Annotated in this window: 16 protein-coding genes; 6 read left to right on the top strand and 10 right to left on the bottom strand. The window is 60.7% G+C overall.

Annotated features, from left to right (window positions below):
- Positions 1–76: 76 nt before the first annotated feature.
- From FHT29_RS00645 to FHT29_RS00615, 7 genes are all read right to left on the bottom strand, one after another.
- Positions 77–1,558, bottom strand: coding sequence for a mannitol dehydrogenase family protein (locus FHT29_RS00645; protein WP_168598994.1), 1,482 nt, complete (start codon positions 1,556–1,558; stop codon positions 77–79).
- 153 nt (positions 1,559–1,711) lie between these two features.
- A complete protein-coding gene (locus FHT29_RS00640) occupies positions 1,712–2,710 on the bottom strand; it encodes an ABC transporter ATP-binding protein (RefSeq protein ID WP_037200074.1) in 999 nt (332 codons plus the stop codon).
- Positions 2,711–2,721: 11 nt separating this feature from the next.
- A complete protein-coding gene (locus FHT29_RS00635; RefSeq protein WP_037200073.1) occupies positions 2,722–3,564 on the bottom strand; it encodes a carbohydrate ABC transporter permease in 843 nt (280 codons plus the stop codon).
- Between the two features lies 1 nt (position 3,565).
- A complete protein-coding gene (locus FHT29_RS00630; protein WP_037200071.1) occupies positions 3,566–4,438 on the bottom strand; it encodes a sugar ABC transporter permease in 873 nt (290 codons plus the stop codon).
- Between the two features lie 148 nt (positions 4,439–4,586).
- Positions 4,587–5,903 carry a sugar ABC transporter substrate-binding protein gene (locus FHT29_RS00625; protein WP_037200070.1) on the bottom strand — a complete coding sequence of 439 codons (1,317 nt, stop codon included), beginning with the start codon at positions 5,901–5,903 and terminating at the stop codon, positions 4,587–4,589.
- 146 nt (positions 5,904–6,049) lie between these two features.
- Positions 6,050–7,003, bottom strand: a complete 954-nt coding sequence (locus tag FHT29_RS00620; protein ID WP_037200068.1) for a sugar-binding transcriptional regulator — start codon at positions 7,001–7,003, stop codon at positions 6,050–6,052.
- Between the two features lie 42 nt (positions 7,004–7,045).
- A complete protein-coding gene (locus tag FHT29_RS00615; protein WP_037200067.1) occupies positions 7,046–7,501 on the bottom strand; it encodes an RbsD/FucU family protein in 456 nt (151 codons plus the stop codon).
- Between the two features lie 226 nt (positions 7,502–7,727).
- On the opposite strand from FHT29_RS00615, the gene FHT29_RS00610 reads away from it, so the two are divergent.
- From FHT29_RS00610 to FHT29_RS00585, 6 genes are all read left to right on the top strand, one after another.
- Positions 7,728–8,387, top strand: a complete 660-nt coding sequence (locus FHT29_RS00610) for a response regulator transcription factor (protein ID WP_037200066.1) — start codon at positions 7,728–7,730, stop codon at positions 8,385–8,387.
- On the top strand, positions 8,384–9,736 hold the full coding sequence (locus FHT29_RS00605; protein WP_037200064.1) for an ATP-binding protein: 1,353 nt from the start codon (positions 8,384–8,386) through the stop codon (positions 9,734–9,736). The genes FHT29_RS00610 and FHT29_RS00605 overlap by 4 nt, the downstream gene beginning before the upstream one ends.
- An 87-nt stretch (positions 9,737–9,823) precedes the next feature.
- A complete protein-coding gene (locus FHT29_RS00600; protein WP_037200063.1) occupies positions 9,824–10,750 on the top strand; it encodes an ROK family protein in 927 nt (308 codons plus the stop codon).
- On the top strand, positions 10,740–11,450 hold the full coding sequence (locus tag FHT29_RS00595) for a copper homeostasis protein CutC (RefSeq protein ID WP_037200061.1): 711 nt from the start codon (positions 10,740–10,742) through the stop codon (positions 11,448–11,450). The genes FHT29_RS00600 and FHT29_RS00595 overlap by 11 nt, the downstream gene beginning before the upstream one ends.
- Positions 11,451–11,619: 169 nt before the next feature.
- Positions 11,620–12,489 carry a DUF6030 family protein gene (locus tag FHT29_RS00590; protein ID WP_246702968.1) on the top strand — a complete coding sequence of 290 codons (870 nt, stop codon included), beginning with the start codon at positions 11,620–11,622 and terminating at the stop codon, positions 12,487–12,489.
- A 322-nt stretch (positions 12,490–12,811) separates the two neighbouring features.
- Entirely contained in the window at positions 12,812–14,263 is a 1,452-nt protein-coding gene (locus tag FHT29_RS00585) for a DHA2 family efflux MFS transporter permease subunit (RefSeq protein ID WP_047555257.1), read from the top strand.
- Positions 14,264–14,277: 14 nt separating this feature from the next.
- Here FHT29_RS00585 and FHT29_RS00580 read toward each other — a convergent pair whose 3' ends face one another.
- Genes FHT29_RS00580 through FHT29_RS00570 form a run of 3 tightly spaced genes read right to left on the bottom strand, consistent with a single transcriptional unit; the run spans position 14,278 to position 19,061 of the window.
- Positions 14,278–15,828 carry a SpoVR family protein gene (locus FHT29_RS00580; protein ID WP_047555256.1) on the bottom strand — a complete coding sequence of 517 codons (1,551 nt, stop codon included), beginning with the start codon at positions 15,826–15,828 and terminating at the stop codon, positions 14,278–14,280.
- Positions 15,825–17,096 (bottom strand): YeaH/YhbH family protein, encoded by a 1,272-nt coding sequence (locus FHT29_RS00575; protein ID WP_168598993.1) that lies wholly within the window; start codon positions 17,094–17,096, stop codon positions 15,825–15,827. The genes FHT29_RS00580 and FHT29_RS00575 overlap by 4 nt, the downstream gene beginning before the upstream one ends.
- 18 nt (positions 17,097–17,114) lie before the next feature.
- A complete protein-coding gene (locus FHT29_RS00570) occupies positions 17,115–19,061 on the bottom strand; it encodes a PrkA family serine protein kinase (RefSeq protein WP_037200054.1) in 1,947 nt (648 codons plus the stop codon).
- Between the last annotated feature and the right edge of the window lie 4 nt (positions 19,062–19,065).

The raw sequence follows: 19,065 nt of genomic DNA, 5'->3' as shown, positions 1-19,065 counted from the left end.
TTGCTGTCCCGCCGACCCTAATATCGACATGACAATGAAAAACGGCCGGAGCAGGAGAACTCCGACCGTTCAAAAGTTATTCCGCGAGTTTGTTGTCCAGGTATAGCTGCAGGGTGACGCGGGTACCCTTTTCCCACAGCGTTTTTAGGGCATGCGCGAAGCGCTTGCGGAAGAGATCGGATTTGGCGACGGTGCCGAAGATATCGTCGAACACGAGGAAGGCATCCGGATCGTCCTTTGCCTTCAAAGCGGCTTCGTGCAGCCGGTCGGCGCTGGCATCGTTGAAGACGATGTCCTGGCCGCTGTCCGTCTTGCCGGCGAAATATCGGCACCACAGGGCGGAGACCAGCGCGAGACCGACCACATCCTCGCCGCGGGCGAGGCGGTCTGCCGTGGACGGCAGGATGAACTTCGGCTGGCGGTTGGAGCCGTCCTGCGCCAGACGCGGAATGGTGTCGGCGATCTTCGGATTGGAGAAGCGCCGCTCGATCAGCTTGAAGTAATCCGCGAGCACCGTGTTCGGCACCGGTGGAATGACGGGGATGATCTCGTCATTCTCGAGCTTGGCGAGATAGGCGCGGATCAACGGTTCCTCCATCGCCTCATGCACGAAATGCACATCCATCAGTGCCGCCGGATAGGCGATGGCCGCATGACCGCCATTGAGGATGCGGATCTTCATGTGCTCATAGGGCGTGACATCCGGAACGAAGGTAACGCCGACCTTCTCAAGCGCCGGGCGGCCTGCCGGAAAATTGTCTTCCAGCACCCACTGCTTGAATTCCTCGCAATAGACGGGCCAATTGTCCTCGATATCGAAGACATCCTTGAGCAGATCGATCTCGCGCGTGCCGGTCGCCGGCGTGATGCGGTCGACCATGCCGTTCGGGAAGGCGACATTTTCGGCGATCCAGTCGGCAAAGGCCGGATCGGAAAGCCGCGCCGTACCGATGACGGCGGCTTTGGTGACGCCGCCATTATGGGGGATATTGTCGCAGGACATGACGGTGAACGGCTGCAGACCGGCAGCGCGGCGCGCCTTGAGGCCGGCGACAATAAGGCCGAACACCGTCTTCGGCGCATCCGGGTTCTGCCCGTCGGCGACGATCGCCGGATGGGCCGGATTGAACTTGCCCGAGGCATCGATGAAATAGCCGCCTTCGGTGATCGTCATCGAGACAATGCGGATGGAGGGATCGGCAAGCTTGGCGATGATCGTCTTGGCATCGCCGACCGGCAGGATGCCGACCATGGGCGCGGTGACGCGGGCAGCCGTGCGGTTGTTGTCCTGCTCGACGACGGTCGTCAGAAAGTCCTGGGCGGCGAGCTTCTCCCGCATGGCGGCATCGGACGGCAGCACGCCCGCGCCGACGATCGCCCAGTCATGGTCGTGGCCGGCGTTGAACAGGTCGTCGAGATAGATTGCCTGATGCGCGCGATGGAAATTACCGACACCGAAATGCACGATGCCCGCCGACAGCGACTTCGGATCATATGCGGGAATGGCGGCTGTTGCGGCCGCCTCCTGGAGAGTTGCGAGCGATAGTTTGCACGTCATGTCTCTAGTCCTTCTGGAAAGGTCTCTAGCTCCGGGCGGCTTGGGAGGACCGCTCCGGCTGGTATGCTTCCCGGCCCGCTGATATCGATGGATGCGGACCGGGACAGATGCATTTGCCGAGCGCATGCGGCGAGCAAGGCGCCGGCGCGGGGCTCAGATCGACAATCCCTCGGCATTGAACCGGTGAATTTGCGACTTGTCCGGCGTCAGATAGACGGTATCTCCGGCGCGGGCCGGGAAATCGCCGGAACCGCGTGCCGTCATGACACCGATCCCGTCGACGTCGATATGCAGGAACGTGTCGGAACCAAGGTGCTCGGCGACGGTTACCTTGCCCTGCCAGTCGCCCGAGGTGGTCGACAGCAGGACATGCTCCGGCCGTACGCCGATCGTGTCGCCGCCAAGACTCTGCGCATAGGCGCCCTTGACGAAATTCATCTTCGGCGAGCCGATGAAGCCGGCGACGAAGAGATTGCGCGGTCGCTTATAGAGCTCCAGCGGCGAGCCCACCTGCTCGATATTGCCGCGGTTGAGCACGACGATCTTGTCGGCCATGGTCATGGCTTCGACCTGATCGTGCGTCACATAGACCATCGTCGTCTTCAGCTGCTGATGCAGCTCGCTGATCTCGAGGCGCATGTTGACGCGCAGCGCCGCGTCCAGGTTCGACAAGGGTTCGTCGAACAGGAAGGCTGCCGGCTGGCGCACGATGGCCCGGCCGATGGCGACGCGCTGACGCTGGCCGCCGGAAAGCTGGCGAGGCTTACGCTCCAGATAATCGGTCAGGTTGAGGACGCGTGCTGCGTCCGACACCTTCCTGTCGATCTCCGCCTGCGGCAGGTTCGCCATCTTCAGCGGAAAGGCGATGTTCTTGCGTACGCTCATATGGGGATAGAGCGCATAGGACTGGAACACCATGGCCAACCCTCGGTCGGACGGCTTCAGATTGGTGCCGTCCTTGCCGTCGATCAGGATCTGCCCGCCGGAGACGTCTTCGAGGCCGGCGATCAGACGCAGCAGCGTGGATTTGCCGCAACCCGACGGGCCGACGAACACCACGAACTCGCCATTGCTGATTTCGAGGTCGATGGAAGGGATGACCTTGGCTTCGCCAAAGACCTTAGAAACCTTCTTAAGGACAATGCTACCCATGTTTCTCTCCCTTACTTAACCGCGCCGAAGGTAAGGCCGCGAACGAGTTGTTTTTGACTAAACCAGCCGAGGATCAGGATCGGGGCGATCGCCATGGTCGATGCCGCCGAAAGCTTGGCATAGAACAGGCCCTCCGGGCTGGAATAGGAGGCGATGAAGGTGCTCAGCGGCGCCGCGTCGACGGCGGACAGGTTGAGCGTCCAGAAGGCTTCGTTCCAGGCGAGGATGATGTTGAGCAACATCGTCGAGGCAAGGCCGGGGATCGCCATCGGCGTCAGCACGTAGATGATCTCTTTTGCCAGCGTCGCGCCGTCCATGCGGGCGGCTTCGAGGATCTCGCCGGGGATCTCCTTGAAGTAGGTGTAGAGCATCCAGACGATGATCGGCAGATTGATCAGCATCAGCACGACCACCATACCCACCCGGCTGGCGAACTGGTTGTTGAGCAGCCCGAAACCTTGGAACAGCAGATAGATCGGGATGAAGGCGCCGACCGGCGGCATCATCTTCGTGGACAGCATCCACATCAACACGTCCTTGGTCCGCTTGGTCGGCGAAAATGCCATGGCCCAGGCGGCCGGAACGGCGACGATAAGGCCGAGGATCGTCGAGCCGAAGGCGATGATGACCGAGTTGCCGAAGTGGAGGAAGTAATCCGAGCGCGACTGCACCTCGAAATAATTCTCCAGCGTCCAGTGAAAGAAGAGGAACTGCGGCGGCGAGGCGATCGCGTCGCCTTCCGTCTTGAAGCTCGTCAGGATCGTCCACAGGATCGGGAAGAAGATGAGCAGGGCGACGATCCAGGCGACCACCGACATGAGCACCTTGCGTTGCGTAGTGACTTTGCGTGCCATCTTAAGCCTCCAGATTCTTGCCGACCGCGCGCATCAGGAAGATCGCGACGATATTGGCGAGGATGACTGCGATGATGCCGCCCGCCGATGCGCCGCCGACATCCTGCGACAGCACGATCTGCGAATAGACCAGATAGGTGAGATTGGTCGTGGCCGTGCCCGGGCCGCCATTGGTGGTGACGAGGATTTCGGCGAAGGCGGACAGAAGGAAGATCGTCTCGATCAGGATCACGACCGTAATGGCGCGGGCCAGATGCGGCAGGGTGATATAGATGAACTTCGAAACCGGGCCTGCGCCGTCCATTTCGGCGGCTTCCTTCTGCTCTTCGTCCAGCGACTGCAAAGCGGTGAGCAGGATGAGCGTGGCGAAGGGAAGCCACTGCCAGGCGACGATGATAATGACTGACAGCAGCGGAACGGTCTCCAGCCAAGTCAGCGGATCGAGCCCGAACAATCGGAAGAGATGCGCCAGCAGCCCGTTCACCGGGTTCATGAACATATGCTTCCAGATGAGGGCGGCGACCGTCGGCATCACGAAGAAGGGCGCAAGCACCAGCATGCGCACGATGCCCTGGCCGAAGATCGGCTGATCAAGAAGGAGTGCCAGCGCTATGCCGCCGACCACGGTAATCAGCAACGCACCACCGACGAGCAACAGCGTCACGATCAACGAACTCAGGAAGGCCGGATCGCTTAAGAAGTATTCGAAGTTGAGCCAACCGACGAAGTCGTGCGCGCCGGGCGACAGGAGATTGTAATTCAGCGTCGAGAAATAGATCGTCATCACGAGCGGGACGATCATCCACGCAAAGAGGAGGAGAACCGATGGCGCCATCATGATGCGCGCGGTGGAACGGGTGTGCAACGTTGCCATGGCAAGTACCGACCTATCTTTTAAGCAGGGAGAGGTGGCCGTGGACCGGCTGAAATAAAAAGGGCCGCCAAGGGCAATGCGGGCGCTCGGCGGCCTGGTGGAAAGCAATGCCCGAGAGGAGCACTGCTTTCCATACCTTCAACAGCTTCTATTTCGGATAACCAGCCTTCGTCATTTCGCGGCTGGTCAGCTGCTGTGCGGCCTTGAGAGCCTGATCCACGGAGATCTGGCCGGCAAGGGCTGCGGAGAACTGCTGGCCGACGGCCGTGCCGATGCCCTGGAATTCGGGGATCGCCACGAACTGGACTCCGACATAGGGAACCGGCTTGACGGTCGGATGCGTCGGATCAGCAGAGTTGATCGAGTCGAGCGTCATCTTCGCGAAAGGCGCAGCCTTCTGGTAATCCGCACTCGCATAGAGCGACGTACGGGTGCCGGGAGGTGCATTCAGCCAACCTTCCTTCTGGGCGACAAGGTTGGTGTAATCCTTGCTGGTTGCCCAGGCGATGAACTTCTCGGCGGCCTCAGTCTTCTTCGAAGAGGCCGGGATGGCGAGGTTCCATGCCCAGAGCCAGTTGCCACGCTTGCCGAGACCCTTGTCCGGAGCCAGCGCGAAGCCGACCTTGTCTGCCACCTTCGACTGCTTCGGGTCGGAAACGAACGAAGCGGCAACCGTCGCGTCGATCCACATGCCGCACTTTCCGGTCTGGAAGAGCGACAGGTTTTCGTTGAAGCCGTTCGACGATGCGCCCGGAGGGCCGGCGTCCTTCATCAGCTTGACGTAGAAGTCGAGCGTGTTCTTCCACTCCGGCTGATCGAACTGCGGCTTCCACTTCTCGTCGAACCAGCGCGCGCCGAACGAATTCGACATCGCCGTCAGGAACGCCATGTTCTCACCCCAGCCGGCCTTGCCGCGGAGGCAGATGCCGTAGACTTCATGATCCTTGTCGGTGATCTTGCGGGCAGCATCGGCGATGAAATCCCAGGTCGGCGCATCCGGCATCTTCAGGCCGGCCTTGTCGAACAGGTCCTTGCGGTACATCACCATCGAGCTTTCGCCATAGAACGGCGCAGCGTAAAGCTTGCCGTCCGTGGTCAGGCCGCTGCGAATGGCCGGGAGCAGGTCATTCACATCATAGTTCTTGTCGCCGGAGAGCTTGTCGAGCGGGGCGAGCCAGCCGAGCTTGCTCCAGATCGGCACTTCATAGGTGCCGATCGTCAGAACGTCGTATTGGCCCGCCTTGGTGGCGATGTCGGTCGTAACCTTCTGGCGCAATACGTTTTCTTCAAGGGTGACCCATTGCAGGTCGATATCGGGGTTCTTGGCTTTGAAATCGTCCGTAAGCTTCTGCATACGGACCATGTCGCCATTGTTGACTGTCGCAATTGTAAGGGTTTCAGCAGACGCCAAGCCGGCAAACATCAGGGCCGAGCAGGCGCTCAGCAATATGGTTTTCAATTTCATATCTTCCTCCCAGAAGATTAAAAATGAGCATTCGCTTTGCTCGTGGGCAATTACTCACCTCTTGCGACAAAATGTCAATGCGAATTCGTTGCTGCATTGCCGTGCAAACAACCTATCTATTTGTTTTCATGGACTATATTTTTTGCTCACGCCCTGAGCAAAAATTCGGCAACAGCCTCATCGGTAATCAAACCGTTGATTTGGCGGCCGACGACGGCCGCTTTGATCGCCTCGAACTTGCGTCTTCCCTTGGCGATTCCAATGACGGAAGAGGTGTCGCGCGACGGCAGGGGCGCGCTTGCGACGCGATCGTTGACGTCATCAGGCATCAGCTTCCCCTCGCCATCGAAGACCCAGCCGCAGATCTCGCCGGCAGCGCCGCGCTTCATCAGCGCCAGCATCTCATCCTTCTCGAGAAAGCCGTCGAGGCAAAGGGGCGCCTCGATGCCCATCTCGCCGATACCGACGAAGGTCACGTCGGCCTGCGCGCTGATATCGAGCGTCGAACGCACCAGCGCCTGCGCATGCAGCAGCTCGCGCTCCCCGGCGGAGGACACGAGCACCGGCAGCGGCATTGGAAAGTGCCGCGCCTTGATGACGTCGGCCATGCTGAAGATGACGTTGTAATAGGCAGCCGAGCCGTCCGGGCCGATATTGCCCGTCAGCGACACCACGCGATGCTGCAGACATTCGATGGCAGGCAATTGATCGACCGCGGCCTTCAGCGTGCGGCCGGTACCGATCGCCAGCACGATCGGATCGCTGCGCCTAAGCCAGCGCTCGATCTCGGCGGCGCCCGCCTGGGCGATGCCGATCGTGGAAGACGTGCCGTCGGGATCGCTCGGCACCACGTCGACATGCCGGAGATTGAATTTCTCGCGCAACGCCGCGGCGTATTCCAGGCAGGCGGCGATCGGATGATCCAGCCGCACCTTGATCAGCCGTTCCGCGACAGCCAGCGATACCAGTCTCTGCGCCGATTGTCGGGAGATCCCCATGGCGACCGCAATCTCGTCCTGTGTCCGCCCCGCGACATAGTAGAGCCACCCGGCTCGCGCCGCGTCGTCAAGCCGCCCCTGGGAATCCAGCTTCTTCGCCATCGCATTCCTTTACCGAAACAGCGCTCTTGTCCGAGTATCGGATCACTCAGTTTCCGGCGGGATGACGCCCTTGGTCAAGGTGAAACAACCATAGAAGCGGCGTTCGCCGGTCTGAACAACGCAATAGGCATTCTTTGCACGCTCGTAGAAAGCGAAGCGCTCGACAGGCGACAACGGCCAATGCTTGCCTTCGGCCTTGTCGATCGCCGCCTGCACCTCGTGCTGGACCTGCGGCACCTCGTCGGGTGCGCCGACCACTTCCATGCGCGTCGCCGCATCATCGATGAACGTATCGAGCGGCATCAGGGACAGCAGCGCGGCAACCGCGTCGGCAGCAGAGACGTTGTCGATGCGCAGCAGATGGCCCAAAGTCGTCTGCTGAGCGATGGCTTCGGCGGGAAAATTGGTGTCGACAACGACCAGCATGTCCCCGTGCCCCATCGACTTCAACGCATACAGCACATCCGCATTCAACAGCGGCGAAATTCCCTTCAACATGATCGAGCATCCTTTGATTGCCAGTGGCGGCTCTCCCGCGGCCGCCTCGTTCTCCGGGGCAAAGAAGTAACTACGGCGTTCCTATCTGTCCATAGGCACCGGGAACGTTTTCGGAAGGAAATCAGGCTATGAATACGCTCATCTCAGCACGGCTTATTTCGGCCGTTATTGACCCGATACGTTCACCGGCATTAACTGAGGTCCGGTCAGTAGCTGAGAGGCACAGGTGCGAATTCTTCTGGTGGAAGACGATGATACGATCGGCAGCGCGGTTCGCGATCATATCGCGGCAGGTCCCCATGCCGTCGACTGGGTTAAAAACCTGGCCGATGCCGAAGAGGTCACCAACGCCGTGCAATACGGCCTCATCCTGCTCGACCTGCAACTTCCGGATGGCAGCGGCGTCGATTTTCTGAAAAGACTGCGCCGCAGACCGGATGAAACCCCGGTCATGATCCTCACCGCCCGCGACCAGATCTCCGATCGCATCGAAGGCCTGAACAGCGGCGCGGACGACTACCTCGTCAAGCCGTTCAATCTGGGCGAACTCACCGCCCGCATCCTGGCGGTCGCCCGCCGTTATACCGGCAGTCCACAACCGACCATTCGGTTCGCCGATCTCGAAATCGATCAGCCGCAGCGGCGCGTCCGGCTTGACGGCAGGGACATCGTTCTCACCGGACGCGAATGGGCCGTGCTCGATCTGCTTGTGGCACGACCGGGCGCCATCGTGTCGAAAGACAAGATAGAGGAAGCGCTTTACGCCTTCGGCTCCGAGATCGAGAGCAATACGGTCGAAGTCTATGTCAGCCGTCTGCGCAAGAAGATCGGCAGGGACCGCATTCGGACGGCCCGCGGCGTCGGCTATTGCCTGGGCGACCGATGACTGAGCGCACGGGGCCTAGCCGCGCCAGCATCACCAGGCGTCTCATCGCCGCGCTCACCGGCACGGTCGTGGTCTTCTGGCTGATTGCGGTCGGCATCGGCGTCTATGTGGTCAACAAGGAACTCTCGGAGACCTTTGACGGGGCGTTGCAGGAAACCGCCGAGCGGCTGATGCCGCTGGTACTCGACGATCTTGCCAATCGCGATCCCTCTAGCGATCCGCAAAGCCTCAAGGAACTCAACAAGGGGCTGAACCGCGAATATCTGACCTATCAGGTACTCGACGGAAACGGCAAGGTCATCCTCCATTCGCACGACGCGCCGGCCACGGTCTACGACGTGCCGTTGAAGATCGGTTTCCACAATACGCCGCGATATCGCATCTACACGGAATCATCCCAGGACGGCTCGGTCTTCCTGCATGTCGCCGATGCCTTCAAGAATCGCCGGGAAGCCTCGCGGGAAAGCGGCGTCGCGCTGCTCTGGCCTTTGCTGGCCCTCATCCCCGCCAGCATCATTGCCATCGGCTTCGTCGTCGGCCGCTCCCTGCGGCCGATCGACCGGTTGAGATCGCAGATCGCCACCAAGGACAGCGGCAATATGGCGCCGTTGGATAGCGACGTGCTGCCGCGCGAACTCCAGCCGATCGCCCGCTCCGTCAATCTGCTGCTCGATCGTCTGCGGCTCGCCCTCGAGGCCGAGCGCGAATTCACCGCCAACAGCGCCCATGAATTGCGCACGCCGATCGCGGGCGCTCTCGCGCAGACCCAACGCCTGCTCGCCGAACTGCCGCAAGGCCAGTTGACGGAACGCGCCAGCCGCATCGAGACCTCGCTGTCCAACCTCGCCCGGCTGGCGGAAAAGCTGCTCCAGCTCTCCCGCGCTCAGGCCGGTATCGGCACGGGCGACAAGCCCGCCGATCTGATTGCGGTCATCGAAAGCGTTATCGGCGACTACGACCGCGACACCGGCACCGCCGGCCGCGTCCTATTGGAGACCGGAGCCAAGGAAAAACTGATCCGAAACGTCGATATCGATGCCTTCGCCATCGTCATGCGCAATCTGATCGAAAACGCGTTGATCCACGGCCCGGTCGACGACGAAGTAACCATCAGCGTCGACGGTGGCACGGTCCGCGTCGTCAACGCTGGCGATGTGCTTTCGCAGGAAGAGCTGGCCGGCCTGAAGAAACGCTTCTGGCGCGGCAAGACGAACGCCACCGGTTCGGGCCTCGGGCTTTCCATTGTCGAACGCATCGTCGAGCAGATCGGCGGACGCATCGAACTGCTGTCGCCCGCCACGGGCAGAGCTGATGGTTTCGAGGCCAGGATCACGCTGCCTGCCGGCTGACCGCTTCGCAGCCCGGCACGGATTGATCTTGCAAACACCGGCAAAGGGTGCGAGCAAGTGCCGCATGTTTCCTGCAGGTCGGTATTCATGATCGTTTCCTTCGACATCGGCGGTAGCGCCATCAAAGGCGGCATTGCCCGCTCCATGACGGATATTATGCCGCTGGCGCGGCGCCCCACACCCAAGCACGACTTCGCCGAATTCGTGGGTGTTCTGCGCGCCGTCATCGCCGAAGCAGGCGAGAAGCCGGATTGCTTCTCCTTTTCCATTGCCGGCGTGGTGGACCCCGATACCCAGGCACTCACCTGCGCCAACATTCCCTGCATCCATGGTCGACGCCTGGCAGCAGACCTGGAGGCCGAACTCGGCCATCCCGTCCTGATCGCCAACGATGCCGATTGCTTCGCCATGGCGGAAGCCATGTCCGGCGCCGGCCGCGGTCATCGCATCGTGTTCGGCGCCATTCTCGGCACCGGCGTCGGCGGTGGTCTGGTGGCCGACGGCCGTCTCGTCAACGCTGCCGGCGGCTTTGCCGGCGAATGGGGCCACGGACCCATCATCGCGTCCCATGCCGGCGATCCGCCGGTCGCCATCCCGGCCTATCCCTGCGGCTGCGGCCAGAAGGGCTGTGTCGATACCGTCGGCGGCGCCCGCGGCATCGAACGCCTGCACAAGACGCTGCACGGGCTGGAATTGACCAGTGAAGAAATCATCGACCATTGGCTGAAGGACGACGTGCAGGCACGGCGCACGATCGACGTCATGATCGACCTAGTCGCCTCGCCGCTCGCGCTGACGGTCAACATAACAGGCGCGACCATCGTTCCGGTCGGCGGCGGTCTCTCCAATGTCGAACCGCTGCTGGCGCGGCTGGACGAGGCGGTGCGCGCCCGAATCCTGCGCAAGTTCGGTCGGCCACTGGTGGTGCCCAGCCAATGCAAGCTCGAGCCCGGGCTCATCGGCGCTGCCCTGCTGGGGCTGCAATATGCCGGAGAGCGCGACCATGCTGCTTGAGGTCTGCATCGAGGACATCGCCGGCCTCATGGCTGCCGTCGAGGGTGGCGGCGATCGCATCGAGCTTTGCAGCGCACTCGCCGTCGGCGGCTTGACGCCGAGCGCCGGCCTCATGGCTGCCGCGGCCAGCATGCCCGTTCCCGCCTATGCCATCATCCGCCCGCGCGCCGGCAGCTTCGTCTATTCGGCCGACGAACTCGCCATCATGAAGCGCGATATCGATGCGGCCCGGCATACGGGCCTCGCGGGCGTCGTGCTCGGCGCATCGCTGCCGGATGGACGGCTGGATTTCGATGCGCTGGCGGCGCTCGCCGCCCATGCCGAAGGTCTCGGCACGACGCTGCATCGCGCGTTCGATCTGGTCCCCGATATAGGGGAGGCCGTGGAAGTGGCCATTTCTCTCGGCTTCGAACGCATCCTCACATCGGGAGGCGCAAAGACTGCCGCAGAAGGGGTCGCCGCTCTCGAGCAGGCGATCACTATTGCCGCCGGCCGCATCTCCATCATGCCCGGCTCGGGCGTCAACATCGCGACGATCGGTCAATTGTGGCCACGATTGACGATCAGCGAAGTGCACTCCTCCTGCGCCGTCACCACGGCCGAGACGGACGAACGCCTGCTCACCCTCGGATTCTCGACGGTATCCGCACGCCACACCGATGCGGCGACCGTCAGGGCGCTCAAGGCCTACTTCGCCTGAGCAACGTCATGAATTGACAAAGAAACATTAGAATGATCAATCGTTCATAAACGCATATGCTGTAGCGATGGACGGGCTGCGCAACAGACAGTTATTGCAGCAAGGCAGATTTCCTCGGGAGTAGCTGTAGATCTGAATCATGTCGGTGGCGCCACCTAGCAAGAAAAGCATGGCTGTCTTCTGGATTGCGGCGATCATTATCGGCTCGATCATCTTGGCGACTGCGTTGCTTGCCAACGACATGCGTAACCTGCGGGCGCTGGACAGCCGCTATCACCTGAACCTGTTTTCCCGACCGGCCCAACAGGCCGCAATGTCACCGGCAAAAGCCGCCAGGGTCAAGACTCCGCCGCCTGCCGGAGCTGCCTCGAACAATACGGTTGGAAATGCCGCGACTGTCGTAGCTGGCACAGCGGCACATGCCCCCGCGACACCGGCCAAGGCGGCGGCGGCCAAACCGCCACATACCAAAACATCCCACTTGTTTGACGCCCCCGTCGACGCTCTGCTGAGCGCCTTCGTACGAAACTGGCGGATATCGGGCCAGACGCTCTGCGCCGATCTGGCAAAATTCGGCCTGCCCGTGGGTGAATGGCGGCAAAGTGAATTGGGCACCGGCACATCCGAATGCAGCTATGCCGTCCAGAAGGGCGCCTATGGCAACGCGAACGCGGCATCTTTCTTCATCATCGCCCGCGGCAAGCCGACCGGCGAACTCGACACTATCCGCATCAAAGTGATCATGCCCGATAATCCCGATGGCAAGGCCATCGGTGGCACCTTCGTCGATGCCGTCGTGCTGCTGCTGAACGAGACACACTGGCTGGACTTTCAGACGGCGATGGATGCGATCGGCAAACTGCAGGACGTGACGCTGCAAGCCTTCGGCGCCAAGCTCAGCTTCTTCAAGGAATTCCGGGGCAACAACAGTTTCAATCTTCAGCTGGAATTGCGCAGAACCGCGCCCGAGCAGATCCGGACGGCCATCGTCTTCGATAAGGCGCGCTGGACGCTGCCCTCCCCCTTATCGATCAACTAGAGCAATTCGAGGAAAAGTGCGTAGCGGTTTTCCGTCCGGAATTGCGCAAAAACAATAGCATCGAGCGGCTAGGCGCTTCCGTGAAACGCGTTACCGCTCCAGGCGATCAGGCAAATACCGGATGACGATCGAGCCTTCGGTCTGTCCGGTTTTTGTTGCGCCGCGCCATGGATGGTGGTCATATGAGGACGATTCCGAAGGTCGGCGGATCACCGGCCGCAAGCAACATGATTCCCAAGAGCACGAAGCGGTTTCCGAAGGGATTCATGCCTATCATAAACACTCCGGATCCCCCTCCGGCGGTGGAAAGCTAATACATCCGATGGATTCGACGGACCCCAATCCGCAGGGCCAGACTTTCGCGGTCGAACGCAACCCTCGCCTCCGCTACATCATACCCGCCGTGGTCGCTGTCGCCTTCCTGATGGAACAGCTCGATTCGACCATTCTCATCACCGCCGTTCCGGATATCGCCAAAAGCCTCGGCACCACTCCGGTGCGCATGAACCTCGCGGTGACAACCTATATCCTGACGCTTGCCATGTTCATCCCGGTGAGCGGCTGGTTCGCGGATCGCTTCGGTGCCCGTCGCATCTTTGCCCTGTCCCTCTTCATCTTCACCGCCGGCTCGATCCTGTGCGGCGTGGCAACGAGCCTGCCCATGCTGATCGCCATGCGCGCGCTTCAAGGTTTTGGCGGCGCGATGATGACGCCGGTGGGACGGCTCATCCTCATCCGCAGCTTTCCGCGCAGCCAGCTTGTGACCGCGATGACATATATGACCCTGCCTGCCGTCATCGGCCCGGTGATCGGTCCGGTGCTCGGCGGCTTCCTGACGACCTATCTTTCCTGGCGCTGGATATTCTGGGTGAACCTGCCCTTCGGCCTGATCGGCATATTTATGGCGCTGCGCTATGTCGAGGACACCACACGCGACAAGTCGATCAAGTTCGACTTTCCCGGCTTCATCATGGTCGGTGTCGGCTGCGTGCTGCTGCAATACGGTATCGAAAATATCGGCCGTCCCACAATTCCGCTCTGGGCCATCCTCCTCGTTCTTGCCGCCGCCGGTCTCCTGCTCGTCGGCTTCATCCGCTATGCGAGGACGGCTGTATCGCCGGCTGTGGATCTCACGTTGTTCAAGCTGCGCACGTTCCGCGTCGGCACGCTTGCCGGCGGCATCTGTCGCGTCGGGCTGAACGGCGTTCCCTTCCTGTTGCCGCTGATGCTGCAGGTCGGCTTCGGCCTGAGCCCGATCGTGTCGGGCACGCTGACCTTCGTCAGTGCGCTGAGTGCGCTCGTCGTGCGGCCCGTTTCGGTGAAACTATTGAAGCTCTATGGCTTCGACCGCATCCTGACATGGAGCGCCGTTTTAGGCGCAGCCGTCGTTGCCGGTTTCGCCCTGATCACGCCCGAGACGCCGCACTGGTTCATCATTGTCTATGTCTTCATCTTCGGGCTGGCGCGCGCGGCGCAATTCATGACCTCCAACACGCTGTCATATTCCGATACGCCGGCAGCCCAGCTTAGCCGCGCGACCAGCCTCGGCGGCGTCCTGCAGCAATTGAGCGTCAGTTTCGGCATTTCCGTTGCCGCCATGCTGCTCGGTCTGGTCACGCTGGATGGGTCTGCGCTGACGCCGGAGAAATTCCATCTGGTTTTCCTGCTGATGGCCGTGATCCCGCTGCTCGGCATACCCGGCTTCCTCAAGCTGCAGCCGGAAGATGGTGTGCAGGTGAGCGGCCATCACCGCCGACCTGAAAAGTCATCATAGAAGGTCTGCAGCTCTCACGCCGCGAGCACGGAAGAGCGCGGATGCACGAGATGGTCGCGAAGCACCGTCCCGGCGCCATCGACTTCCTGCATCACCACATCATAACTCCACAGGTCGGCAAGATGCTGGAGTACCCGCTTGGCGTCCATATCGTCAAGCAGCGCGCCGTTCAGCACCGTGTGCCGGACGATCAACCGCCTGTCGCCGGCGAGATCGACATCGACGATCTCGATATGTGGATCGATCCAGCCGACGTCATATTGCCGCGCCAGTTCCCGGCGGATGCGCCGGTAGCCGCGCTCGTCATGGATCGCCGCCACCCTCAAACCCTCTTCCTCTTCGGGATCGTCGGTCAGGTGGAACATCCGCATCTTCCGCATCAGATGCGGGCTGAGGAATTGCGAGACGAAGCTCTCGTCACGATAATTGGCCCAGAGGTCGCGCAGCACTGCCATGGCATCGCCGGTGCCGGCGATTTCCGGGAACCACTGCCTGTCCTCCTCCTTCGGCTTCGTCACGATGCGCTCGAGGTCCTGCATCATGGCAAAACCGATCGCATAGGGGTTGAGGCCGGAATAGCGCTGATCGTTGAAGCTCGGCTGGAAAACCACGTTGGTATGGGATTTCAGGAATTCCAGGAAATCGCCGTCGCTGATACCGCCAAGCTCATGCAGCCGGGTCATGATGCGATAGTGCACATAGGTCGCGGTGCCCTCGTTCATCACCTTGGTCTGGCTCTGCGGGTAGAAATATTGGGCGACGTGGCGCACGATGCGGATGATCTCGCGCTGCCAGGGCTTCAGCCGTGGCGCCATTTTCTCCAGGAAGTAAAGAATGTTCTCCTGCGGCAGGCCCGCAAGCGAGCGCCGCCGCTCCAGATCGAGGTCGGGCATCTTCTTGCCTGGCCCGACCGGAATCGTGCGCCAGAGATCGTTGAAGATCCGCTCGTCATATTCGCGGCGTTCGCGCTCGCGCTTTTCCTCGTCGCGCAGGTCGGGCGTCTTCCTGCCGGCATAGCGATGGACGCCATGCGACATCAGCGCATGCGCGGCATCAAGCGTCCGCTCGACGGCGGCATGACCATAACGCTCCTCGCAACGCGCGACATAGCCCTTGGCGAAATTGAGGTAGTCGAGAATGCCCTCGGCGTCCGTCCAAAGTTTGAACAGGTAGTTGTTCTTGAAGAAGTGGTTGTGGCCGAAGGCGGCATGCGCGATGACCAGCGCCTGCATCGTCGCCGTATTCTCCTCCATCAGGTAGGAGATGCATGGCGAGCTGTTGATGACGATCTCATAGGCGAGCCCGCGAAGACCCTTACGATAGAAGGCCTCGTGATGGGCGAAATGCTTGCCGAAGGACCAGTGCTTGTAGAACAGCGGCATGCCGATCGAGGAATAGACGTCGAGCATCTGCTCGGCGGTGATGATCTCGATCTGGTTGGGGTAAACGTCGAGACCAAGTTCCTTGACGGCAATCTTCTCGCAGGCATCGTGGATTCGCTGAATGGTGGCGAAATCCCAGTCCGCACCTTCAAAAAGCCGTTCCATCGATGCTTTCGCCATCATCCGCTCCTGGTTTCTGCCGTCCGACGCTGGAAGAGATCGTGGAAGACCGGATAGATCTGGCTACGATCGTTCACGCGCCGCATCGAGAGCACCGGCCAGGCCGCCTGCAGCCGCTCGTAGAGCGACCAGATCGCCGAGCCCGACGAGATCGCGACGCTGCGTGATTCGCCCACTTCCAGATAGGCGAAATACTGGCAAACCGGCAGGATTTCGCTAGTCAGGAGCGCAGCGGTCGTCGCATTGTCTGAATAGGCGTTGTCACCGTCCGATGCCTGCGCGGCATAGATATTCCAGTCCGATGGCGGGAAGCGATCGTGCACAATCCGCCGCATCGCTTCGAGCGCACTCGAAACCTGTGTGCCACCCGTCGCCGGACTGCGAAAGAACGTCTCCTCATCCACCTCCTCGGCCACGTCGGTATGCCGGATGAAGACGATCTCGACACGGCGATACTGCCGGGTGAGGAAGATGTAGAGCAGCATGTAGAAGCGCTTGGCGAGATCCTTCATGTGCTCGGACATCGAGCCGGATACATCCATCAAGCAGAACATGACAGCCTGCGCCACCGGCTTCGGCTCGTTCTCGAAACGGCGATAGCGGATGTCGATCGGATCGATATAGGGAATGCGCCGAACCTTGGATTCCAGCAGCTTAATCTCAGCCTCGAGCTGGGCCCGACGCTTCTCGTCCTTGCACTCTTCTGCCTCTTCGATGAGCTTGGCGACCGTTTCCGGCTTCGGACGATGCAGGGCGACACGCCGCATCATCGCCAGCCGCATGGTGCGGTTGATCGCCAGATTGGCGGGCGATCCCGTCACCGAATAGCCTGATCGTACTGGATTGATCTGGTCTGTCGATATAAGCCGCCGCTTGGCGAGATCCGGCAGCTCGAGATCGTCGAGGAAGAGATCGAGGAACTCATCGCGCGTCAGGATGAAGCGGAAGGCGTCCTCGCCGGTACCGTCGCCGCCGGCGCGCGGCTTGCCGCCGCCGCTTTCAGGACGCGGGATGATGTCGCCTTCCAGAAAGTCCTTGTTGCCGGGAAGAATATGCTCCCGCAGCCCTTCCGGGCCGCGATGGAACCGAGGTTCCTCGGTTCCATCCAGGGGAATGCTGATTTCGCCACCTTTCAGAATGTCCTGAATGTCGCGATTTTGAGAGGTTTCATAGACCGCTCTCTGCACCAGCGCTTTTGCTCTTCGCAAAAATCGTTGACGATTTTCTAAACTTTTGCCGCCTGGGTTCAGGCGTCGGTCAACAATGTGCATTCCTTCTTCCTTGGTGGCTCATCCCGCCTGTTTCACACGCATGTACCATTCCACAAGCCGTCGAACCTGACGCTCGGTATAACCCCGCGCCATCATGCGCTCGACGAATTCGCCATGTTTCTTTTCGGACTCGCCGTCCTTCTTGGACCCGAACGAGATAACAGGCAGAAGATCCTCGACCTGGGAGAACATCCGCTTTTCGATGACTTCGCGGATTTTCTCGTAGCTCGTCCAGGATGGATTCTTGCCGCCGTGGCTCGCCCGTGCCCTCAGGCAGAACTTGACGATCTCGTTGCGGAAATCTTTCGGGTTGGCGATGCCGGCTGGTTTCTCGATCTTGGTGAGTTCCTGATTGAGAAGCTCGCGGTCCAGAAGCTGACCTGTATCGGGATCCTTGAAGTCGACATCCTCGATCCAGGCGTCGGCGTAGTCGACGTAGCGATCAAAGAGGTTCTGTCCGTAATCCGAATAGGACTCCAGATAGGCTTTCTGGATCTCATGCCCGATGAATTCCGCGTACCGCGGCCCGAGTTCGCTCTTGATGAACTCGATGTAAAGCTTCTCGGTTTCGAGCGGCAGCTGCTCCCTGCGGATCGACTGCTCCAGCATATACATCAGGTGCACCGGATCAGCGCCGATCTCGGTGGTGTCGTAGTTGAAGGTCGCCGCCAGCACCTTGAAGGCAAAGCGGGTCGAAGCCCCGTCCATGCCTTCGTCGACGCCGGCAGAGTCGCGATATTCCTGCACGCTGCGCGCTCTCGGATCGGTCTCCTTCAGGCTCTCGCCGTCATAGACCCGAAGCTTGGAGAAAGCAGTCGAGTTTTCATGCTTGGAGAGCCGCGTCAGAACCGTGAAGCGGGCGAGCGTCTCCAAAGTCGACGGCGCGCAGGGCGCGTCGCTGAGCTCGGATTCCTCGATCAGCTTCTCGTAGATCTTCTGCTCTTCGGTGACCCGCAGGCAATAAGGCACCTTGACCACACAGATGCGGTCGATGAACGCCTCATTGTTCTTGTTGGCCTTGAAGGTCTGCCACTCCGACTCGTTCGAATGGGCGAGAATGATGCCGGAGAAGGGAATGGCGCCGATATTCTCGGTGCCGATATAATTGCCTTCCTGGGTCGCCGTCAGCAGCGGATGCAGCATCTTGATCGGCGCCTTGAACATCTCGACGAACTCGAGAATGCCCTGGTTGGCGCGGTTCAGCGCACCCGAATAGCTGTAGGCGTCAGGATCGTTCTGCGCCAGGCTTTCGAGCTTGCGGATATCCACCTTGCCGACCAGCGAGGAGATATCCTGGTTGTTCTCGTCGCCCGGCTCCGTCTTGGCGACGGCAATTTGTCGCAGCCTGGAGGGCTGCATCCGGACGATGCGGAAACGGGAAATATCGCCTTCGAACTCTTCCAGCCGCTTCAGGCACCATGGACTCATGAGGCCGGTCAGGCGGCGACGCGGAATGCCGTAGCGCTCCTCGATCATCGGCCCCATGGTGACGGGGTCGAACAGGCTGAGCGGACTTTCGAAGACCGGGCTCAGCTCATTGCCGGCCTTGAGCACATAGATCGGATGCACTTCCATCAGCGACTTCAGCCGCTCGGCAAGTGAGGATTTGCCTCCGCCGACAGGCCCGAGCAGATAGAGGATCTGTTTACGCTCTTCCAGCCCTTGCGCCGCATGACGGAAGAAGGCGACGATGCGTTCGATCGTCTCCTCCATGCCGAAAAAGCCGGCAAAGGCGGGATAGGTCCGGATTGTCCGGTTCATAAAGATACGCCCAAGTCTGGTGTCCTTGGCCGTATCGATCAGCAGTGGTTCTCCCATCGCGGCCAGCAGGCGCTCCGACGCATTTGCGTACATGAGCGGATCATCCCGGCACGCATCCAGGTATTCGGAGAATGACATCTCGACTTCGCGCCGTGCTTCGAAAGAACGGGCGAACGTGTTGAATAGCACATCGTTATTTGACATGGCG

The sequence above is a fragment of the Rhizobium sp. SG741 genome, from assembly GCF_012275435.1.
GTDB classification, from domain to species: domain Bacteria; phylum Pseudomonadota; class Alphaproteobacteria; order Rhizobiales; family Rhizobiaceae; genus Rhizobium; species Rhizobium lusitanum.
This window is presented reverse-complemented; position numbering and strand designations above follow the sequence as displayed.

Bases quoted from the DNA above. Each gene is read 5' to 3' on its own strand.
- FHT29_RS00645 (WP_168598994.1), bottom strand. From the start codon at position 1,558: ATGACGTGCAAACTATCGCTCGCAACTCTCCAGGAGGCGGCCGCAACA.
- FHT29_RS00640 (WP_037200074.1), bottom strand. From the start codon at position 2,710: ATGGGTAGCATTGTCCTTAAGAAGGTTTCTAAGGTCTTTGGCGAAGCC.
- FHT29_RS00635 (WP_037200073.1), bottom strand. From the start codon at position 3,564: ATGGCACGCAAAGTCACTACGCAACGCAAGGTGCTCATGTCGGTGGTC.
- FHT29_RS00630 (WP_037200071.1), bottom strand. From the start codon at position 4,438: ATGGCAACGTTGCACACCCGTTCCACCGCGCGCATCATGATGGCGCCA.
- FHT29_RS00625 (WP_037200070.1), bottom strand. From the start codon at position 5,903: ATGAAATTGAAAACCATATTGCTGAGCGCCTGCTCGGCCCTGATGTTT.
- FHT29_RS00620 (WP_037200068.1), bottom strand. From the start codon at position 7,003: ATGGCGAAGAAGCTGGATTCCCAGGGGCGGCTTGACGACGCGGCGCGA.
- FHT29_RS00615 (WP_037200067.1), bottom strand. From the start codon at position 7,501: ATGTTGAAGGGAATTTCGCCGCTGTTGAATGCGGATGTGCTGTATGCG.
- FHT29_RS00605 (WP_037200064.1), top strand. From the start codon at position 8,384: ATGACTGAGCGCACGGGGCCTAGCCGCGCCAGCATCACCAGGCGTCTC.
- FHT29_RS00600 (WP_037200063.1), top strand. From the start codon at position 9,824: ATGATCGTTTCCTTCGACATCGGCGGTAGCGCCATCAAAGGCGGCATT.
- FHT29_RS00595 (WP_037200061.1), top strand. From the start codon at position 10,740: ATGCTGCTTGAGGTCTGCATCGAGGACATCGCCGGCCTCATGGCTGCC.
- FHT29_RS00590 (WP_246702968.1), top strand. From the start codon at position 11,620: ATGGCTGTCTTCTGGATTGCGGCGATCATTATCGGCTCGATCATCTTG.
- FHT29_RS00585 (WP_047555257.1), top strand. From the start codon at position 12,812: ATGGATTCGACGGACCCCAATCCGCAGGGCCAGACTTTCGCGGTCGAA.
- FHT29_RS00580 (WP_047555256.1), bottom strand. From the start codon at position 15,828: ATGATGGCGAAAGCATCGATGGAACGGCTTTTTGAAGGTGCGGACTGG.
- FHT29_RS00575 (WP_168598993.1), bottom strand. From the start codon at position 17,096: ATGCACATTGTTGACCGACGCCTGAACCCAGGCGGCAAAAGTTTAGAA.
- FHT29_RS00570 (WP_037200054.1), bottom strand. From the start codon at position 19,061: ATGTCAAATAACGATGTGCTATTCAACACGTTCGCCCGTTCTTTCGAA.